The sequence below is a fragment of the Billgrantia lactosivorans genome (genome assembly GCF_003254665.1).
Lineage (GTDB): Bacteria > Pseudomonadota > Gammaproteobacteria > Pseudomonadales > Halomonadaceae > Halomonas > Halomonas lactosivorans.
Genome location: NZ_QHGY01000003.1, coordinates 384,822 through 399,060 on the forward strand (window position 1 = coordinate 384,822; position 14,239 = coordinate 399,060).

Below are 14,239 nucleotides of genomic sequence, written 5' to 3' on the forward strand. Positions count from 1 at the left end.
CCGTCACCGAAAGGGGCCAGGATGGCTCCACAAATTCGAATTTGCGGCTACGCTGAGTTCGGGAGAGTCGATGACAGCCATGCCATGCCTTCACCGGCAACGCGGACCCAGCATGAACCCAGACAACAACAATCAGAGCCAGAGCGATAGCCCGCCCAGCCGGCCACCCGACGCGACCCGCAAGCACCAGCGCATCCGGCTCGAGGCCGTGAGCAAGCGCTGGGGCGAGAGTACCGCGGTCGACGGCATCGGCTTCGACGTGGCCCCGGGCGAGTTCGTCATCCTGCTCGGCCCCTCGGGCTGCGGCAAGTCGACCACGCTGCGCATGATCGCCGGCCTCGAGCGGGCCAGCGCCGGGCGTATCCATATCGGCGAGCGCGACGTCACCCACCTGCCGCCGGGCGACCGCGGCATCAGCATGGTGTTCCAGTCCTACGCGCTGTTCCCTCACCTGAGCGTGGCCGACAACATCGTCTTCGGCCTGCGCAGCCGCAAGGTGCCCAGGGCCGAGCAGCGCGAGCGGCTGGCCCGCGTGGCCGAGCTGGTCGACCTCGAGGCCTATCTCGAACGCAAGCCGGCCCAGCTCTCCGGCGGCCAGCGCCAGCGGGTCGCGCTGGCCCGGGCGATCATCTCCGAGCATCCCATCTGCCTGATGGACGAGCCGCTGTCCAACCTCGACGCCCGCCTGCGCGGCGAGATGCGACGCGAGATCAAGGCGCTGCAGCGGCGCCTGGGCATGACGGTGATCTACGTCACCCATGACCAGGTCGAGGCGATGAGCATGGGCGACCGCGTGATCCTGATGCAGGACGGTCGCATCGTGCAGGACGGCACGCCCGACGAACTCTACGACCGCCCGGCGACGGCCTTTGCCGCCGGCTTCATCGGCAGCCCGGCGATGAACCTGGTGACGCTTGCCGCGGCCGCCGACGGCGCGGTGATCGAGGGCGAGCCGCACTGCAGCGTGGCGCCCCACGAGGCCAAGGGTCACCGGCTCGGCGTGCGCCCCGAGGAGATCCGCCTGCTGCCGGCCGATGCCGCCGGCGTGCCCGCCGAGGTGATCGACGCCGAGTACCTCGGTGCCGACAGCATCGTGCGCCTGCGGGTGGGCAGCGAGCAGTTGCGCGCCCGGCTCGACGGCAAGCCGAGCGTCGCCCCCGGCGCCGCGTGCCGGCTGCAGTGGCGGCGCGAGGCGGCGCATTTCTTCGCCGCGGACGACGGCCGGCGGCTGGCGATCGCGGGGCACGACCTGGCCGCGCCGCCGGGGCGGCACCGTTTCGAGTCGCACGCACCCCACCCGGGCGGGCCAGCGGCGACGACTTCTCCAGTGCAAGACCGCGAGGCCAGGGCCTCGTCCAACCCCGCAGGGAACGACTCTCCAGGAGTGAACCGATGAACGCACGCTTCTCTCTCGTCAAAGGCGGTCTCGCCAGGGGCCGCCGGCTGGGTGCCGCCACCCTGGGCGGCCTGCTGGCGGCCGGCGCGCTGAACGCCCAGGCCCAGACCGAACTGACCCTGTACTACCCGGTGGCCGTGGGCGGTGCCCTGACCGAGGTGATCGACGACCTGGTGGCAGAATTCGAGAACGAACATCCCGACATCTCGGTCGAGGCCATCTACGCCGGTAACTACGACGACACCCGGGTGCGGGCAATGTCGGCCATCGAGGCGGGCGAGGCGCCCCAGCTCTCGGTGCTGTTCTCCATCGACCTGTTCGACCTGCTCGAGCAGGACGCCATCGTCTCCTTCGATTCGGTCATCGAGAGCGACGAGGAGCGCGAGTGGCTCGACAGCTTCTACCCGGGGCTGATGGAGAACGGCCAGATCGACGGCCAGACCTACGGCATTCCGTTCCAGCGCTCGACCATCGTGCTCTACTGGAACAAGGACGCCTTCGAGGCCGCCGGGCTCGATCCCGAGACGCCGCCCGAGACCTGGGAGGAGATGGCCCAGATGGGGGCCGCGGTGCGTGAGGCCAGCGGCGGCGAGCAGTGGGGCGTGATGGTGCCCTCCACCGGCTACCCCTACTGGATGTTCCAGGCCTTCGCCTTCCAGAACGGCCACCGGCTGATGAACGAGGCGGGTACCGAGGTCTACTTCGACGACCCCGCCGCCATCGAGGCGCTGGAGTACTGGGTCTCGCTCGCGGACGAGCATGAGGCGATGCCCGACGGCACCATCGAATGGGGCACCCTGCGCCAGGATTTCATCGAGGGCGCCACCGCCATGATGTGGCACACCACCGGCAACCTCACCGCGGTGCGCAACGAGGCCGATTTCGACTTCGGCGTGGCCATGCTGCCGATGAAGGAGCAGCGCGGCAGCCCCACCGGTGGCGGCAACTTCTACCTGTTCAAGGACTCGAGCGAGGAGGAGCAGCGCGCCGCGGTGACCTTCATTCGCTGGATGACCGACCCCGAGCGCGCCGCGGCCTGGTCGATCGAGACCGGCTACATGGGCGTGAGCCCGGCGGCCTACGAGACCGAGGCGCTGCGCGACTACGTCGAGGAGTTCCCGCCGGCGGCGGTGGCCCGCGACCAGCTCGAGCACGGCACCGCGGAGCTGGCCACCTACCAGGGTGGCCGTGTGCGCCGGGCGCTGGACAACGCCGTGCAGGCGGCGCTGACGGGGGAGATGAGCGCCGAGGAGGCGCTCAAGCAGGCCCAGGCGGAGGCGGACGCGGCGCTGCGCCGCTACGCGCGTTCCCGTTGAGGAAATGCTGACATATGGCTGCGCTACCTACCACCGACTCAACAGGACCAGGCGAACGGACGCCGGGGGCCAGGACGGCGAGGAGGTCATTGGCCAGGGGTGGGGAGCACTGCTCCGAACGGGCTGGCCATGGATGGCCAGCACCGGCCCTGCAAGCGGAGCAGGATGCGAGAGCGCCGCAGGGCAAAGGTAGCGTCCAGCGAAGCATTTACAGCGCCCCATCAATGGCACGGCACTCCGGCCCCTTGCCCCCGGGTCACCCCGGACAGGACATGCCATGGTGATCCACAACGCCGACCGACGCATGCAGGTCTACGGTGCGCTGTTGCTGCTGCCGGCGGCGGTGCTGCTCGGCACCTTCGCCTATCTGCCTACCGTGGCGACGCTGGTCAACAGCCTGTTCCTGCCCGGCTTCCGCGGCGAACCGCCGGCGTTCGTCGGGCTGGAGAACTACGCCATGCTGGTGGAGGACCGCACCTTCTGGCGGGTGGCGCGCAACAACCTGATCTATGCGCTGGGCACCATTCCCACCTCCATCGCCCTGGCGCTGGGCATGGCACTGTTCGTCAACGCCCGCCTGCCCGGCCGCGGCCTGGTGCGCATGGCCTACTTCACGCCGACCATCCTGCCGATGATCGCCGCGGCCAACGTGTGGATGTTCTTCTACGCCCCGCAGATCGGCCTGTTCAACAAGCTGCTCGGCGCGCTGGGCTTCTCCGGGGTCAACTGGCTGGGCGACCCGGGGGTGGCGCTGGGCTCGGTGATCGTGATGACGGTGTGGAAGGAGGCCGGCTTCTTCATGATCTTCTACCTGGCGGCGCTGCAGAGCATCCCGCCGGAGCTGAAGGAGGCCTCGGACCTGGAGGGCACCAGCCGCTGGAGCTTCTTCTGGCGGGTGACCTTCCCGCTATTGATGCCGACCACGCTGTTCGTGTTGATCAACGCGCTGATCAACGCCGTGCGGGTGGTCGACCACTTGTTCATCCTGACCAAGGGCGGGCCCAACAACGCCACCAACCTGCTGCTCTACTACGTCTACGAGAACGCCTTCTCGTTCTTCGACCGCAGCTACGCCGCCACCATCACGGTGGTGATCCTGCTGGTGCTGGCGGTGGTGGCCACGCTCAAGTTCACCGTGCTCGACCGCAGGACGCACTATCAATGAACCAAGCCATCAGCACGCATCGCGGCCGCCTTGCCCTGCGCGCGCCGAGCCTCGAGACCACGGCCGCCTGGCTGCTCGCCATCGTCTGGATCTTCCCGCTGCTCTACGCGATCTGGGCGGCGTTCCATCCGCCGGCCTTCATGGTGCGCTTCGACCTGTTCGCCCCGCTGACGCTGGACAACTTCGCCAACGCCTGGGCCCAGGCGCCGTTCGCCCGCTACTACCTCAATACCTTCCTGCTGGTCACCGGCGTGGTGCTGGCGCAGTTCGTGGTCTGCACCCTGGCGGGGTTCGCCTTCGCCCGTTTCCCGATTCCGGGCAAGGACATCCTGTTCATGCTGGTGCTGATCCAGCTGTTCGTCTTTCCCGAGGTGCTGATCGTCGAGAACTACCGTATCGCCAGTGGGCTGGGCCTGGTCGACACCATCACCGGCATCGGCCTGCCCTACGTCGCTAGCGCCTTCGGCATCTTCCTGCTGCGCCAGACCTTCAAGACCATCCCCCGCGAGCTGGAGGAGGCGGCGCGGGTGGAGGGCTGCGGCTGGATGGCGATCCTGCTCAAGGTCTACGTGCCGCTGGCCAGGCCCACCTACCTGGCCTACGGCCTGGTCTCGATCAGCCACCACTGGAACAACTTCCTGTGGCCGCTGGTGGTGACCAACTCGGTGGAGAGCCGCCCGCTCACCGTGGGGCTCGGCATCTTCTCGGCGCCCGAAACCGGCGTCAACTGGGCCACCGTCAGCGCCGCCACGCTGCTCAGCATCGCCCCGCTGCTGGTCGCCTTCCTGCTGTTCCAGCGCCAGTTCGTGCAGTCGTTCCTGAGGGCGGGGATTCGCTGAGTCTTCCTCCACGGTGACCCTGGCACGGTCTTGGACCCGCATTATGCGGGATTCCAATGAGTCGACTCTAGGTGCCGTGAAGCGCCCAGCACTGGCCGGACTCCAACTTGCTGGGGTTGTGAATGTCCAAGTGCTTCTTGAAGATTAGTTCATGAGTCTCAGAAGAATTTGCAACCCTCATTTTGATCTCTAGTGATGTCAATTGATCATCAAAGATTTTGAGGCTATGGCGTATATTTGTAAGTGATATATTAGCTTTGTGTAAGATATTGCTTACAAGTTCTGGAGGTTTGATCGTACAAGAATTTTAGTGAATGTCTATTCGTTAATTAAAGTTTCTATGGCAAGCTTGAAAAGTTGAGAGGGTTGCAGGATTTATAAGGTTTTTTATTAGGTCTGCTGGGGTTGTTTTTTGGATGATTTATGGGAGGGGGTGTGGCTTACGTGGTCGGGAGGGAATGCGTCAATTGTAAACACACAGACTGCGTGGATGTTTGTCCTGTTGATGCATTCCGAGAGGCAAGGGAACTACTTGTTATCTGTCCGTATGTCTGTATAGATTGTGGGGTTTGCGAGCCTGAGTGTCCAGAAGATGCAATATTTTCTGAGTGTGAGGCTGGTGATCGACAAGAATACATCCAGTTAAATCGCCTCTTGGCGGAGGAGGCTCCTAAGATAACCAAAAGTATTTCCAAGGGAAGTTATGGTGCCGTTAAGGCTTCCTAGGTTTCTGAAAAATATATTTCACGAGCGTGGAGGTGATTGAGTGGCCAGGCATTGTTTGGATGTTTTAGATTGGATTGAGGAAAGTATATGTCTTTCGCCAGTTGATTGGGAGAGGTTTAACAAGGATTTTGGGCTAAGGGAAAAGCTGAATTTCAGTAGTAGGGAGTTGGTGTGTGCAGCCTTTGAAGATGGGGATAAGAAGGCGCAGGAGAAAGTTCATAAATGTCTTTCGTTGATTTATGATATTGACTTCTCGGTCGTTGCGATTGAGAAGATTGATGCAGAAATGCAGCCCATACTTAGGGATGTTGCCTCTGTTTTGGAAAAAGCTGCTCTTGACTACGAGATAGGCTTGGTTTCCGAGTCTATGCTTTCTGGGTACCCTTCTAGTGGTAAAGAGTATGTGAAATGGCTGAAGAAGCTTATTTCCAGTCATAAATCTAGTGTTCATCCTGTATACAATGACTACATATCAGAGCATGCAGATGCCAATGACCTGGCATTCTATCTGATTCAAGAGTCTAGCCTAGATCCTCGCTTCGACGACATTCTGGCGCTCATGCAGATCGGCCTGCCTGTCGATCAGAAACTCGAACTTGGTCAGAACTATTGGGACGAGATGGGGAATGGAGAGCCTGATAAAGTACACTCCCATCTGTTCCAGTCTGCTATTTATTCCTTGGGTATCAGTGCGCAGCGGATTAAAAGCGAGATGCTTCCTGAGGCTCTGGTTCAGGGAAATCTGTCGGCATGTCTCGCCTTGTCTCGGCGCCACTACTTCAAAGCAGTCGGCTATTTTGGCGTCACTGAGTACCTTGCGCCGAGGCGGTTCAAGCATGTCGTAAAAGCTTGGCGGCGTAATGAACTCCCTGAGGTCGGTATCGAATATCACGATCTGCACATTGTGATCGATGCGCAGCATGCCAATGGGTGGTTTAACCATGTTGTTGTGCCTCTCGTCGAGGAGAATCCGGCAATTGGCCGGGATATCGCCCTTGGTGCCGCCATTCGCTTGAGCACATCCTCGCGGTATCTGGATCAGCTGTTGAAGCACTTTGAGACGAATCGCGAAGCTGCATCCGTATAATAGAGTTTCGAGTTTCAGGGAGATGTGTTATGGCTCTAAATGAGAGCGGATACGCTATCATTGAGCTCCCCGAGATTGGGGAGGAGTTGATAGAAAGTTTCGACAGGCTTGTGGCGGATCCTTATATTGGGAATGGCAATCGGTATCGCCGGTTCTCTCAATATAAGATGAGTTTCTCTGGCGAGGCGTGGAAGTTCCATTTGCTGCCGCACCGTCCGTATATGACCTTTCCGAAGTACAACAAGGTGGCCGGTGGGATAAAGCGCTACTATGAGCCTCTGGAAGTGGACTTCACATCTTTTATCGACGCGGGCGCCAAGTCGATCCCACTCGATACGTCTGACGAGTGGCAGATCAACGTTCACCAGTACCGTGTGATCACGAATTCGGAGGTAGTCGGTGTCACGGTCCCCGAGGGACCCCATCAGGATGGACATGATTACGTCATGATAGCCGTCATCCGGCGGAACTGTGTGACAGGGGGCGAGATGAGCCTTCTCCCGGTGGGGGGGGAGGGGGAGGCTTTCTTCAAGACTACAGTGCTGGATGGCCAGGCAGCCCTGCTGGATGACCGGCGCATGTTCCACTATGTCTCCGAGATCGAGCCCATGGAAGAGGGTGGCCACCGAGACATTTTCGTCATTGCCTTTTCTCGCTGGGCTGATCGATGGCATGGCGATGACTTCGAGAAAAAAGTGATTGGTAAGAGTGAGCCGTCACCAGCGGCAGAAGGGCTATAACCCAAAATCAATAGGACAGGTGAACAGCAATGAACCAGTTTGATCGCAACATCCTCTTCAGCCGCATGATTGGTCTTGTGTCGCAGTCCGAGCTGGATGGCCTGGCGGGCAAGCGCGTGGCCGTTCCGGGCTGCGGGGGGACCGGCTTCACGTACGCTGAGTGTCTGGTGCGTATGGGGGTAGGGGCCATCAACATCGCGGATGCCGACACCTTCGGCCCCGAGAACATGAATCGCCAGTTCGGCTGCACCGTCGACACCATCGGCCTGAAGAAGTCGCAAGTGCTCTCTGAACGGCTGAAAGCGATCAATCCCGCGATGGATGTGCAGGTGGTCGACTTCCTCACAGAGGAAAACGTCGATGAGTACCTGGAGGGCGTCGACGTGGTATGCGATACCCTGGACTTTTTCGTCGCGGCGCCGCGCCGGCTCCTCTACAAGGCTGCACGCGCCAAGGGGATCACGGTCATCATCTGCTGTCCGGTCGCCTTCGGGGTGACGGCGCACGTCTTCGAGCCCGACGGTATCACTTTTGAGTCCTTCTTCGGGATCGATGAGTCTCAGTCCGAGACGGAGCAGCTGGTGCGGTTCGGCCAGGGCCTCACGCCGTCCAGCCTGTTCAAGGCCTACACAGAGTCTCCGAGCCTGGATTTCGAGGCCAAATCGGTCGCCTCCCTCAGCGCCTCCTGTCTGATGGCAACATCGTTTGGATCCATGCTGGCGCTTATGAAGCTCTTGAATATCGAGCCCGGGTTAAAGCCGGCGCCATACTCCTATGAATTCGATCTGCGCGCCGGCGCTTTCAAGGAAAATCTCACTGAGGCTAATGTTGGCGAGGCCGGGGCCACTGAATCATCGAAGTATGCGGCATCGGTTGGCAGTGCATGACCAGCCATTAGCAGAAGGGGCGGTAACGGTGGAAACCATAAGTATTCGTGACTGGGTGTTCCAGGAGGCTGAGGGTCGCTACGACATTGATCTGGGAGACAGCAATGCTCCCTGCTGGAGGGTCGGAGATCTCCCGGACACAAGCCAGGTCGTGCTGGATTACGGGGCCGATCAGGGTATCACTGTGCTCCGTGAGCTTGTCGCTGAGCTCTATGGCTGTAGCACGCGCGCTATCTGCATTACGCATGGAGGGCAGGAGGCCCTGTACCTCTTGTACCGGACACTGCTCAAGCCTGGCGATCATCTGATCACCTTCCGGCCTGGCTGGCAGCAGTCCTGGCTGGTGCCTGAGCGCAGTGGGTGTACCGTTACCGCTCTGCCGTATGGCGATGGCTTTCGGATTGATTTTGCCCAGCTTGTGGCGGCAATTCGCCCCACAACCCGGGCCATCGTGGTCAATACCCCATGCAACCCAACGGGGAAGGCTTTGACGGCCGCTGAGCGTGACATGCTGCTCCAACTGGCCAGGTCATGTGACCTGTACCTGATAGTGGACGAAGAGTATCTCTGCGATTTCTCGGAATCGCTGGTGCATGAAGACTCGAGGGTGATATCGGTCTCTGGGCTTTCCAAGGTCTATGGGGTGCCTGGGCTGCGCATCGGCTGGCTATGTGGCGATAAAACTGTCGTGGCTAACGCAATGGAGTACAAGCATCTGACTACGATATCCAATTCGGTACTCTGTGAGCATCTTGGATCCATGCTGCTTGCACGACGTTCCGATCTATTGGAAGGTTATAAGAAGCTCCTTAGGGAAGGGTATGTGACTCTCCAGCGCTGGGTAGCCTCAAGTGGCGGCCAGGTTTCGATTGTCGAACCGGAAGGCACTCCTTTCTGCTGGGTCAAGCTGCATGTCCCAGAGTCCTCTCTGGAGTTCTGTCGGAAGGTGCTGCATAACACGGGGGTACTGACGATGCCCGCTGAACTGTTCGGCGAGAAGCATGGCATGCGCTTGACCTTCGTGCGCCCCACGGCCGAACTCGAGGAAGGTCTTTCTAGGATCAAGTCGGTTCTCCTTGAGTCGGCAGGCCAGATAGCCTAGCTGACAGAGGTCGATTTTTCACTTTCAGGCTGTTGCGTCTCAGTGCCGGCCTGTTGTAACGCCGCGCTGGCGCTGAGGATAAGGTGACCAATATGAAGAGTGTATTTATCGATGGTGAGTCAGGGACTACGGGGCTTCAGGTTCGTGAGCGTCTGGCTCGCCACCCCCAGATCGAAGTCGTAAGTATCGATCCGGAACTCAAGCGCGATGCGAACGAAAAGCGTCGTCTGATGCGGGAAGTGGATGTCGCCGTGCTCTGCTTGCCGGATGCGGCAGCGAAAGAGGCGGCGGCGCTGGCGCAAGAGGTAGGCTGTCGCGTGCTCGACGCGAGCTCGGCTCACCGGACAGCCGAGGGGTGGGTCTTTGGATTACCGGAGCTCAACGACCAGCAGCGCGTCGCGATCGCTCGTGCGCAGTGTGTGGCCAATCCCGGGTGCTACGCCACAGGGGCTATTCTGATGCTGGCACCCTTGGTGTCTGCCGGGGTTCTGTCGGCAGATGACATCTACGCCATCAATGCCGTCTCGGGCTATTCCGGGGGGGGCAAGAAGCTCATCGAGCGCTATGAGAGCGGGGAGTCCCAGAACCCCGCTGTGGCGGCCTATGGCCTGAATTTTCAGCACAAGCATGTCCGGGAGATCCAGGTGCTCAGTGGCCTGCACCATGCCCCCATCTTCATTCCGAGTGTAGGGGACTACCGCCAAGGAATGCTGGTGAGCATCCCGCTGCAGGAGGTAAGCGGCAGACAGCTCGATCGCCTGCAGGGCACTCTCGAAACGTCTTATCGCGCGGAAGACTTCGTGAAGCTCCAGGACTTTAACAAGGTCGATCCGGATACGGCGCCGTTCCTAACGCCACATGGCTTGGATGGTAGCAACGAGGTACATATCCATCTCTTCGGATCCGAGGATGGTTCCCGGGGCCTGTTGGTGGCCAAGCTGGATAACCTCGGCAAGGGCGCTTCCGGTGCGGCAGTGCAAAACCTGAATCTGATGCTGGGGCTCGATGAGTTCCTCGGCGTCGACATTCGTTGAAGGAGCTGCCGTTGGAATTTATCAAATACGATGCCCTGGGAAATGACTACCTGGTTCTCGACCCTGCTTCTTGCGACCTTATCCTGGACCCGGCGGCCATCCGGCGTATCTGCGACCGCCACCACGGTCTTGGGAGCGACGGCATCTTGTACGGCCCCTTTCTTGATAATGGGCAGTACGGGCTGCGCATCTTCAATCCAGATGGCACAGAGTGCGAGAAGAGTGGAAACGGGCTGAGGATCTTTGCTCGGTACCTGCGCGATGCGGGCTATGTGACGGCAGAGGCTGCTCAAGTCCATCTAATGATGTCGGATACGGTGGTGGATGTGGCCTATCTGGGCGGCCAGGACGACTTGATCCAGGTGGCGATGGGGCACTATACCCTGAGGTCGAGTGAGATTCCGGTCCTGCTGGATGTTCCCGTTGTTCTGGGAGTGAAGATGCAGGTGGGGCAGCACTCGCTGACCGCCTCCTGCGTCAACTTGGGCAACCCGCACTGTGTCGTGCTGGATCTGCCTGTTACGGAGAACACGGCGCGTACGGTGGGGCCGACGCTCTGTGAATCCGATCTTTTCCCGGAAAGGGTCAATGTCCAGATCACGCGTGTCGTTGATCGCCAGACACTCGAAATCGAAATCTGGGAGCGTGGCGCAGGCTACACCCTTGCTTCTGGCAGCTCCAGCTGCGCGGCGGCCATTGCATGTCACCAGCTGGGCCTTGTCGATGCTGAGGTGGCGGTGCACATGCCGGGCGGGACTGTCAGCGTGCAGATCGATAGGGCAACTGGCGTTCACCTGACGGGCCCCGTGAAAGCGGTCTTTGCCGCCAATCTGTCGCAAGACCTGAACTCTTACCTCGCTAAGGATAAGTGAGACCTACAACATGAGCTTTACCCATCGCGAAGCAACCATTGATGACCTGCCCCGAATCGTCGAGATCTACAACCACGCCATCGAGACGCGGCAGAGTACCTGTGATGTGAAGCCTCTGACGGTTGAGTCCCGTGAGGCGTGGTTTCAAAGCCATAGCGGCAGCCGCCGGCCGATCTGGGTGGCAGAGGATTCCGCGGCGCCGGAGAAAGGGGTGATCGGGTACCTGAACTACTCCTACTTCATGAACGATCGGCCCGGGTACTTCATTACGTCCGACATGGGCCTGTACCTCCATCCGGACTATCAGGGGAAGGGGCTGGGGAGCTATATCCTGGGGCAGGCTATTGAATATGCGCCTGCCATGGGTATCGAGGTGCTGGCAACCACTATCTTCGCTTCCAATACGCCCAGTATCAGGTTGTTCGAGAAGTTCCAGTTCGAACGCTGGGGCTTCATGCCCAAGGTCGCCCGTATGGGAGATGTCGAGCATGACCTCGTGATGGTTGGGCGTCGTGTGACCCTTTAGCGAATGCCAGGGGATTAGGCATATATCCAGAGGCTTGACACAGCGAATCTCTCCTTGGGCCACCGTCAGCGCCGCCACGCTGCTCAGCATCGCCCCGCTGCTGGTCGCCTTCCTGCTGTTCCAGCGCCAGTTCGTGCAGTCGTTCCTGAGGGCGGGGATTCGCTGAAGTTCGCTCAAGCTGACGTTCGCTGCCCCACTCGATTTGACTACCCTTGGAGTGAATGCATGACCCAAGGAGAGATCTCATGGCTCAAGGACAGACGGCAGGGCAGAGCAATCATGCCCGGCTCTACCGCATGGTCATGGAGGAGCACCTGTGCCCCTTCGGTCTCAAGAGCAAGGACCTGCTGGAGCGCCAGGGCTACGAGGTCGAGGATCACCACCTGACCACGCGGGAGGAGACGGAGGCGTTCAAGCGCGAGCACGATGTCGATACGACGCCCCAGGCCTTCATCGACGGCCGGCGCATCGGCGGCTACGACGAGCTGCGCGAGTACTTCGGCAAGGACTCGCCGGGCGAGGACGAGACCACCTACCAGCCGGTGATCGCGCTGTTCGCCACGGCGCTGCTGATGGGGTTCGCCGTGAGCTGGACGGCGACCGGCTCGCTGCTGAGCGCGCGCATGCCTGAGTACTTCGTGGCCATCGCCATGACCCTGCTGGGGCTGCAGAAGCTCAAGGACGTGGAGAGCTTCAGCACCATGTTCCTCAACTACGATCTGCTGGCCCAGCGCCAGGTACGCTACGGCTACGTCTATCCCTACGCCGAGACGCTGGCGGGCATCCTGATGCTGGCCGGTGCCCTGGTGTGGCTGGCCGCGCCCGTCGCACTGTTCATCGGCACGGTGGGCGCCGTCTCGGTGTTCAAGGCGGTCTATATCGACAAGCGCGAGCTCAAGTGCGCCTGCGTGGGCGGCGACAGCCAGGTGCCGCTGGGCTTCGTCTCGCTGACCGAGAACCTGATCATGATCGGCATGGGGCTGTGGATGCCCCTGCGCATGTACCTGTTCTAGCGTTCAGCGCATGGCGTGGCAACGAGAGGACGTATCAACAGTCAGGGCAACCGTGTCACTCGCTCGGCCAACTCGAAGACGTGGGAATCCTCGGCCCCCAGGTCCTCGAGAGCGGCGGCCAGGTTGAGAAGATAGTCGCGGTTGGTGCCGCTGGGGCCTTCGGCAGTGGCGATCTGCCGTGCCATCTGGTCGAGCGGGGCGTGACCGAGGTAGGCGGCGTTGTCGGCTGACGCCAGATAGATCAAGCCTTCGGCATGGCTGCCATCTTGAAAATGCAACGTGACGCGTTCGCGCAGGTAGCCATTCTTCTCGCGCACGTCGAGTGGCGCCAGGGTATCGGCATCGATGCGGTAGGCCATGCCCTGGCAGCAAGCGCCGGAGGATTCGACCAGGGTGGCGACGCGACCCGGTGCCTCCGGCGTGCCGCGGTGATCGTGAGACCCCTGCCAGAAGCGTCGTGTCCAGCCCTCGATATGGGCGGGACGCCGCTCGTGAAAGGGGAATTCCGCCTTCCAGATCAGCGAGCCATATCCGAACAGCCAGAGCGTCTGGCCGGTATCGAAGAAGACCCTCTCGCGGTTGAGCTGGGTGGTGTCCAGTGTCATGAGAGATTGGGGCTCTTGCGTCCCAGGGGCTGGGTCAGGGTCTGGGCCATGATCACCCCGGCGAGTACCAGGGCGCCGCCGAGGAGGTGGAACGGGGCGATGCGCTCGCCGAGAAAGGCCATGGCGATCAGTGCGCTGAACAGCGGCATCAGATTGATGAAGATGCTGGCCTGGCTGGCGCCGATCTGGCGGATGGCGCGCATCCACAGGAAGGTCGTCACGATCGAGGCGGGAATGCCGGCGTAGAGGATCAGCCATGCGTTCTGGCCATCCACCGGTGTCATCGGGCCCATCAGGTACGGCGGCAACAGGAACAGCACGGCGAACACCACCTGGGCGTAGAGCACCACCCAGGGCGGCAGGCCAAGCGGCCAGCGCTTGAGCATCACGCCGTAGAGGGCGTAGCAGGTGGCGGCAATGACCATCAGCAGGTCGCCGAGGGCCACCTGCAGTTCGAGCAGCGAGAGCGGGTCGCCGCGCCCGAGCAGCACCAGCACGCCGCCCAGGGCGATCAGCCCGCCCAGGGTGCCGCCGAGGCTCGGCGCCTCACGCAGGATCAGGGCGCTGAGCAGCACCGTGAGCAGCGGCACCATGGCGGCGAGAATGCCCATGTTGGTGGCCGAGGTGGTTTCGGCGGCCACGTAGGCGAGCCCCTGCCACAGGCCCATGCCGAGCAGGCCGAGGGTGGCGAGCTTGACCCACTCGCGGCGAATCGCATGCCGATGGCGCCAGGCGGCCGGCAGCAGGAAGGGTGTGAGCACGGCCAGCGCCAGCACCCAGCGCAGGAAGGCGATGCTGCTGGGGGCGATCGTTCCCACGGTGAGCTGGTTGATGGTCATGTTGCCCGACCAGATCAGCACGGCGCCCAGGGGCGGCAGGAAGTAGAGCAGCGGCATGGCAGTCTCGTGTGCATGAAGACGCCCGCCGATAG

Annotated in this window: 15 protein-coding genes and 1 pseudogene; 14 read left to right on the forward strand and 2 right to left on the reverse strand. The window is 61.3% G+C overall.

Annotated features, from left to right (window positions below; all coding sequences use genetic code 11):
• Nucleotides 1-112 precede the first annotated feature (112 nt).
• From DIS04_RS10225 to DIS04_RS10290, 14 genes and pseudogenes are all read left to right on the forward strand, one after another.
• Nucleotides 113-1,396, forward strand: a complete 1,284-nt coding sequence (locus tag DIS04_RS10225; RefSeq protein ID WP_111413653.1) for an ATP-binding cassette domain-containing protein — start codon at nucleotides 113-115, stop codon at nucleotides 1,394-1,396.
• Nucleotides 1,393-2,712: an ABC transporter substrate-binding protein gene (locus tag DIS04_RS10230; RefSeq protein WP_111413654.1), complete on the forward strand. Its 1,320-nt coding sequence runs from the start codon at nucleotides 1,393-1,395 to the stop codon at nucleotides 2,710-2,712. The genes DIS04_RS10225 and DIS04_RS10230 overlap by 4 nt, the downstream gene beginning before the upstream one ends.
• A 277-nt stretch (nucleotides 2,713-2,989) precedes the next feature.
• Complete coding sequence (locus tag DIS04_RS10235; protein WP_111413655.1) at nucleotides 2,990-3,877, forward strand: carbohydrate ABC transporter permease; 888 nt, start codon at nucleotides 2,990-2,992, stop codon at nucleotides 3,875-3,877.
• Nucleotides 3,874-4,716 (forward strand): carbohydrate ABC transporter permease, encoded by an 843-nt coding sequence (locus DIS04_RS10240; protein ID WP_111413656.1) that lies wholly within the window; start codon nucleotides 3,874-3,876, stop codon nucleotides 4,714-4,716. Before DIS04_RS10235 ends, DIS04_RS10240 begins: the two co-directional genes overlap by 4 nt.
• Before the next feature lie 423 nt (nucleotides 4,717-5,139).
• A complete protein-coding gene (locus DIS04_RS10245) occupies nucleotides 5,140-5,442 on the forward strand; it encodes an indolepyruvate ferredoxin oxidoreductase subunit alpha (RefSeq protein WP_245904537.1) in 303 nt (100 codons plus the stop codon).
• A gap of 40 nt (nucleotides 5,443-5,482) precedes the next feature.
• Nucleotides 5,483-6,529: an iron-containing redox enzyme family protein gene (locus DIS04_RS10250; RefSeq protein WP_111413657.1), complete on the forward strand. Its 1,047-nt coding sequence runs from the start codon at nucleotides 5,483-5,485 to the stop codon at nucleotides 6,527-6,529.
• A gap of 29 nt (nucleotides 6,530-6,558) precedes the next feature.
• Nucleotides 6,559-7,269 carry a 2OG-Fe dioxygenase family protein gene (locus DIS04_RS10255; RefSeq protein ID WP_111413658.1) on the forward strand — a complete coding sequence of 237 codons (711 nt, stop codon included), beginning with the start codon at nucleotides 6,559-6,561 and terminating at the stop codon, nucleotides 7,267-7,269.
• Between the two features lie 29 nt (nucleotides 7,270-7,298).
• Nucleotides 7,299-8,156, forward strand: coding sequence for a ThiF family adenylyltransferase (locus tag DIS04_RS10260; RefSeq protein WP_179951248.1), 858 nt, complete (start codon nucleotides 7,299-7,301; stop codon nucleotides 8,154-8,156).
• A complete protein-coding gene (locus DIS04_RS10265) occupies nucleotides 8,131-9,258 on the forward strand; it encodes a pyridoxal phosphate-dependent aminotransferase (RefSeq protein ID WP_111413659.1) in 1,128 nt (375 codons plus the stop codon). The genes DIS04_RS10260 and DIS04_RS10265 overlap by 26 nt, the downstream gene beginning before the upstream one ends.
• Before the next feature lie 92 nt (nucleotides 9,259-9,350).
• Entirely contained in the window at nucleotides 9,351-10,292 is a 942-nt protein-coding gene (gene argC, locus DIS04_RS10270) for an N-acetyl-gamma-glutamyl-phosphate reductase (protein ID WP_111413660.1), read from the forward strand.
• A gap of 11 nt (nucleotides 10,293-10,303) precedes the next feature.
• The gene (gene dapF, locus DIS04_RS10275) at nucleotides 10,304-11,164 is read left to right on the forward strand and encodes a diaminopimelate epimerase (protein ID WP_218938154.1); all 861 of its coding nucleotides are present in this window, start codon (nucleotides 10,304-10,306) and stop codon (nucleotides 11,162-11,164) included.
• A gap of 10 nt (nucleotides 11,165-11,174) precedes the next feature.
• Nucleotides 11,175-11,690 carry a GNAT family N-acetyltransferase gene (locus DIS04_RS10280; protein WP_111413661.1) on the forward strand — a complete coding sequence of 172 codons (516 nt, stop codon included), beginning with the start codon at nucleotides 11,175-11,177 and terminating at the stop codon, nucleotides 11,688-11,690.
• Between the two features lie 55 nt (nucleotides 11,691-11,745).
• A pseudogene (locus DIS04_RS10285) lies at nucleotides 11,746-11,856 on the forward strand (carbohydrate ABC transporter permease); the annotation flags it as partial.
• Between the two features lie 79 nt (nucleotides 11,857-11,935).
• Nucleotides 11,936-12,703 carry a glutaredoxin family protein gene (locus DIS04_RS10290; protein WP_111413662.1) on the forward strand — a complete coding sequence of 256 codons (768 nt, stop codon included), beginning with the start codon at nucleotides 11,936-11,938 and terminating at the stop codon, nucleotides 12,701-12,703.
• Nucleotides 12,704-12,744: 41 nt separating this feature from the next.
• On the opposite strand, the gene DIS04_RS10295 is transcribed toward DIS04_RS10290, so the two are convergent.
• A complete protein-coding gene (locus DIS04_RS10295; protein WP_111413663.1) occupies nucleotides 12,745-13,308 on the reverse strand; it encodes a gamma-glutamylcyclotransferase in 564 nt (187 codons plus the stop codon).
• Nucleotides 13,305-14,204 carry a DMT family transporter gene (locus DIS04_RS10300; protein ID WP_111413664.1) on the reverse strand — a complete coding sequence of 300 codons (900 nt, stop codon included), beginning with the start codon at nucleotides 14,202-14,204 and terminating at the stop codon, nucleotides 13,305-13,307. Before DIS04_RS10300 ends, DIS04_RS10295 begins: the two co-directional genes overlap by 4 nt.
• Between the last annotated feature and the right edge of the window lie 35 nt (nucleotides 14,205-14,239).

Coding starts and splice junctions, on each gene's coding strand:
- DIS04_RS10225 (WP_111413653.1), top strand. CDS start 113: ATGAACCCAGACAACAACAATCAGAGCCAGAGCGATAGCCCGCCCAGC.
- DIS04_RS10230 (WP_111413654.1), top strand. CDS start 1,393: ATGAACGCACGCTTCTCTCTCGTCAAAGGCGGTCTCGCCAGGGGCCGC.
- DIS04_RS10235 (WP_111413655.1), top strand. CDS start 2,990: ATGGTGATCCACAACGCCGACCGACGCATGCAGGTCTACGGTGCGCTG.
- DIS04_RS10240 (WP_111413656.1), top strand. CDS start 3,874: ATGAACCAAGCCATCAGCACGCATCGCGGCCGCCTTGCCCTGCGCGCG.
- DIS04_RS10245 (WP_245904537.1), top strand. CDS start 5,140: ATGGGAGGGGGTGTGGCTTACGTGGTCGGGAGGGAATGCGTCAATTGT.
- DIS04_RS10255 (WP_111413658.1), top strand. CDS start 6,559: ATGGCTCTAAATGAGAGCGGATACGCTATCATTGAGCTCCCCGAGATT.
- DIS04_RS10260 (WP_179951248.1), top strand. CDS start 7,299: ATGAACCAGTTTGATCGCAACATCCTCTTCAGCCGCATGATTGGTCTT.
- DIS04_RS10265 (WP_111413659.1), top strand. CDS start 8,131: ATGCGGCATCGGTTGGCAGTGCATGACCAGCCATTAGCAGAAGGGGCG.
- argC (WP_111413660.1), top strand. CDS start 9,351: ATGAAGAGTGTATTTATCGATGGTGAGTCAGGGACTACGGGGCTTCAG.
- DIS04_RS10280 (WP_111413661.1), top strand. CDS start 11,175: ATGAGCTTTACCCATCGCGAAGCAACCATTGATGACCTGCCCCGAATC.
- DIS04_RS10290 (WP_111413662.1), top strand. CDS start 11,936: ATGGCTCAAGGACAGACGGCAGGGCAGAGCAATCATGCCCGGCTCTAC.
- DIS04_RS10295 (WP_111413663.1), bottom strand. CDS start 13,308: ATGACACTGGACACCACCCAGCTCAACCGCGAGAGGGTCTTCTTCGAT.
- DIS04_RS10300 (WP_111413664.1), bottom strand. CDS start 14,204: ATGCCGCTGCTCTACTTCCTGCCGCCCCTGGGCGCCGTGCTGATCTGG.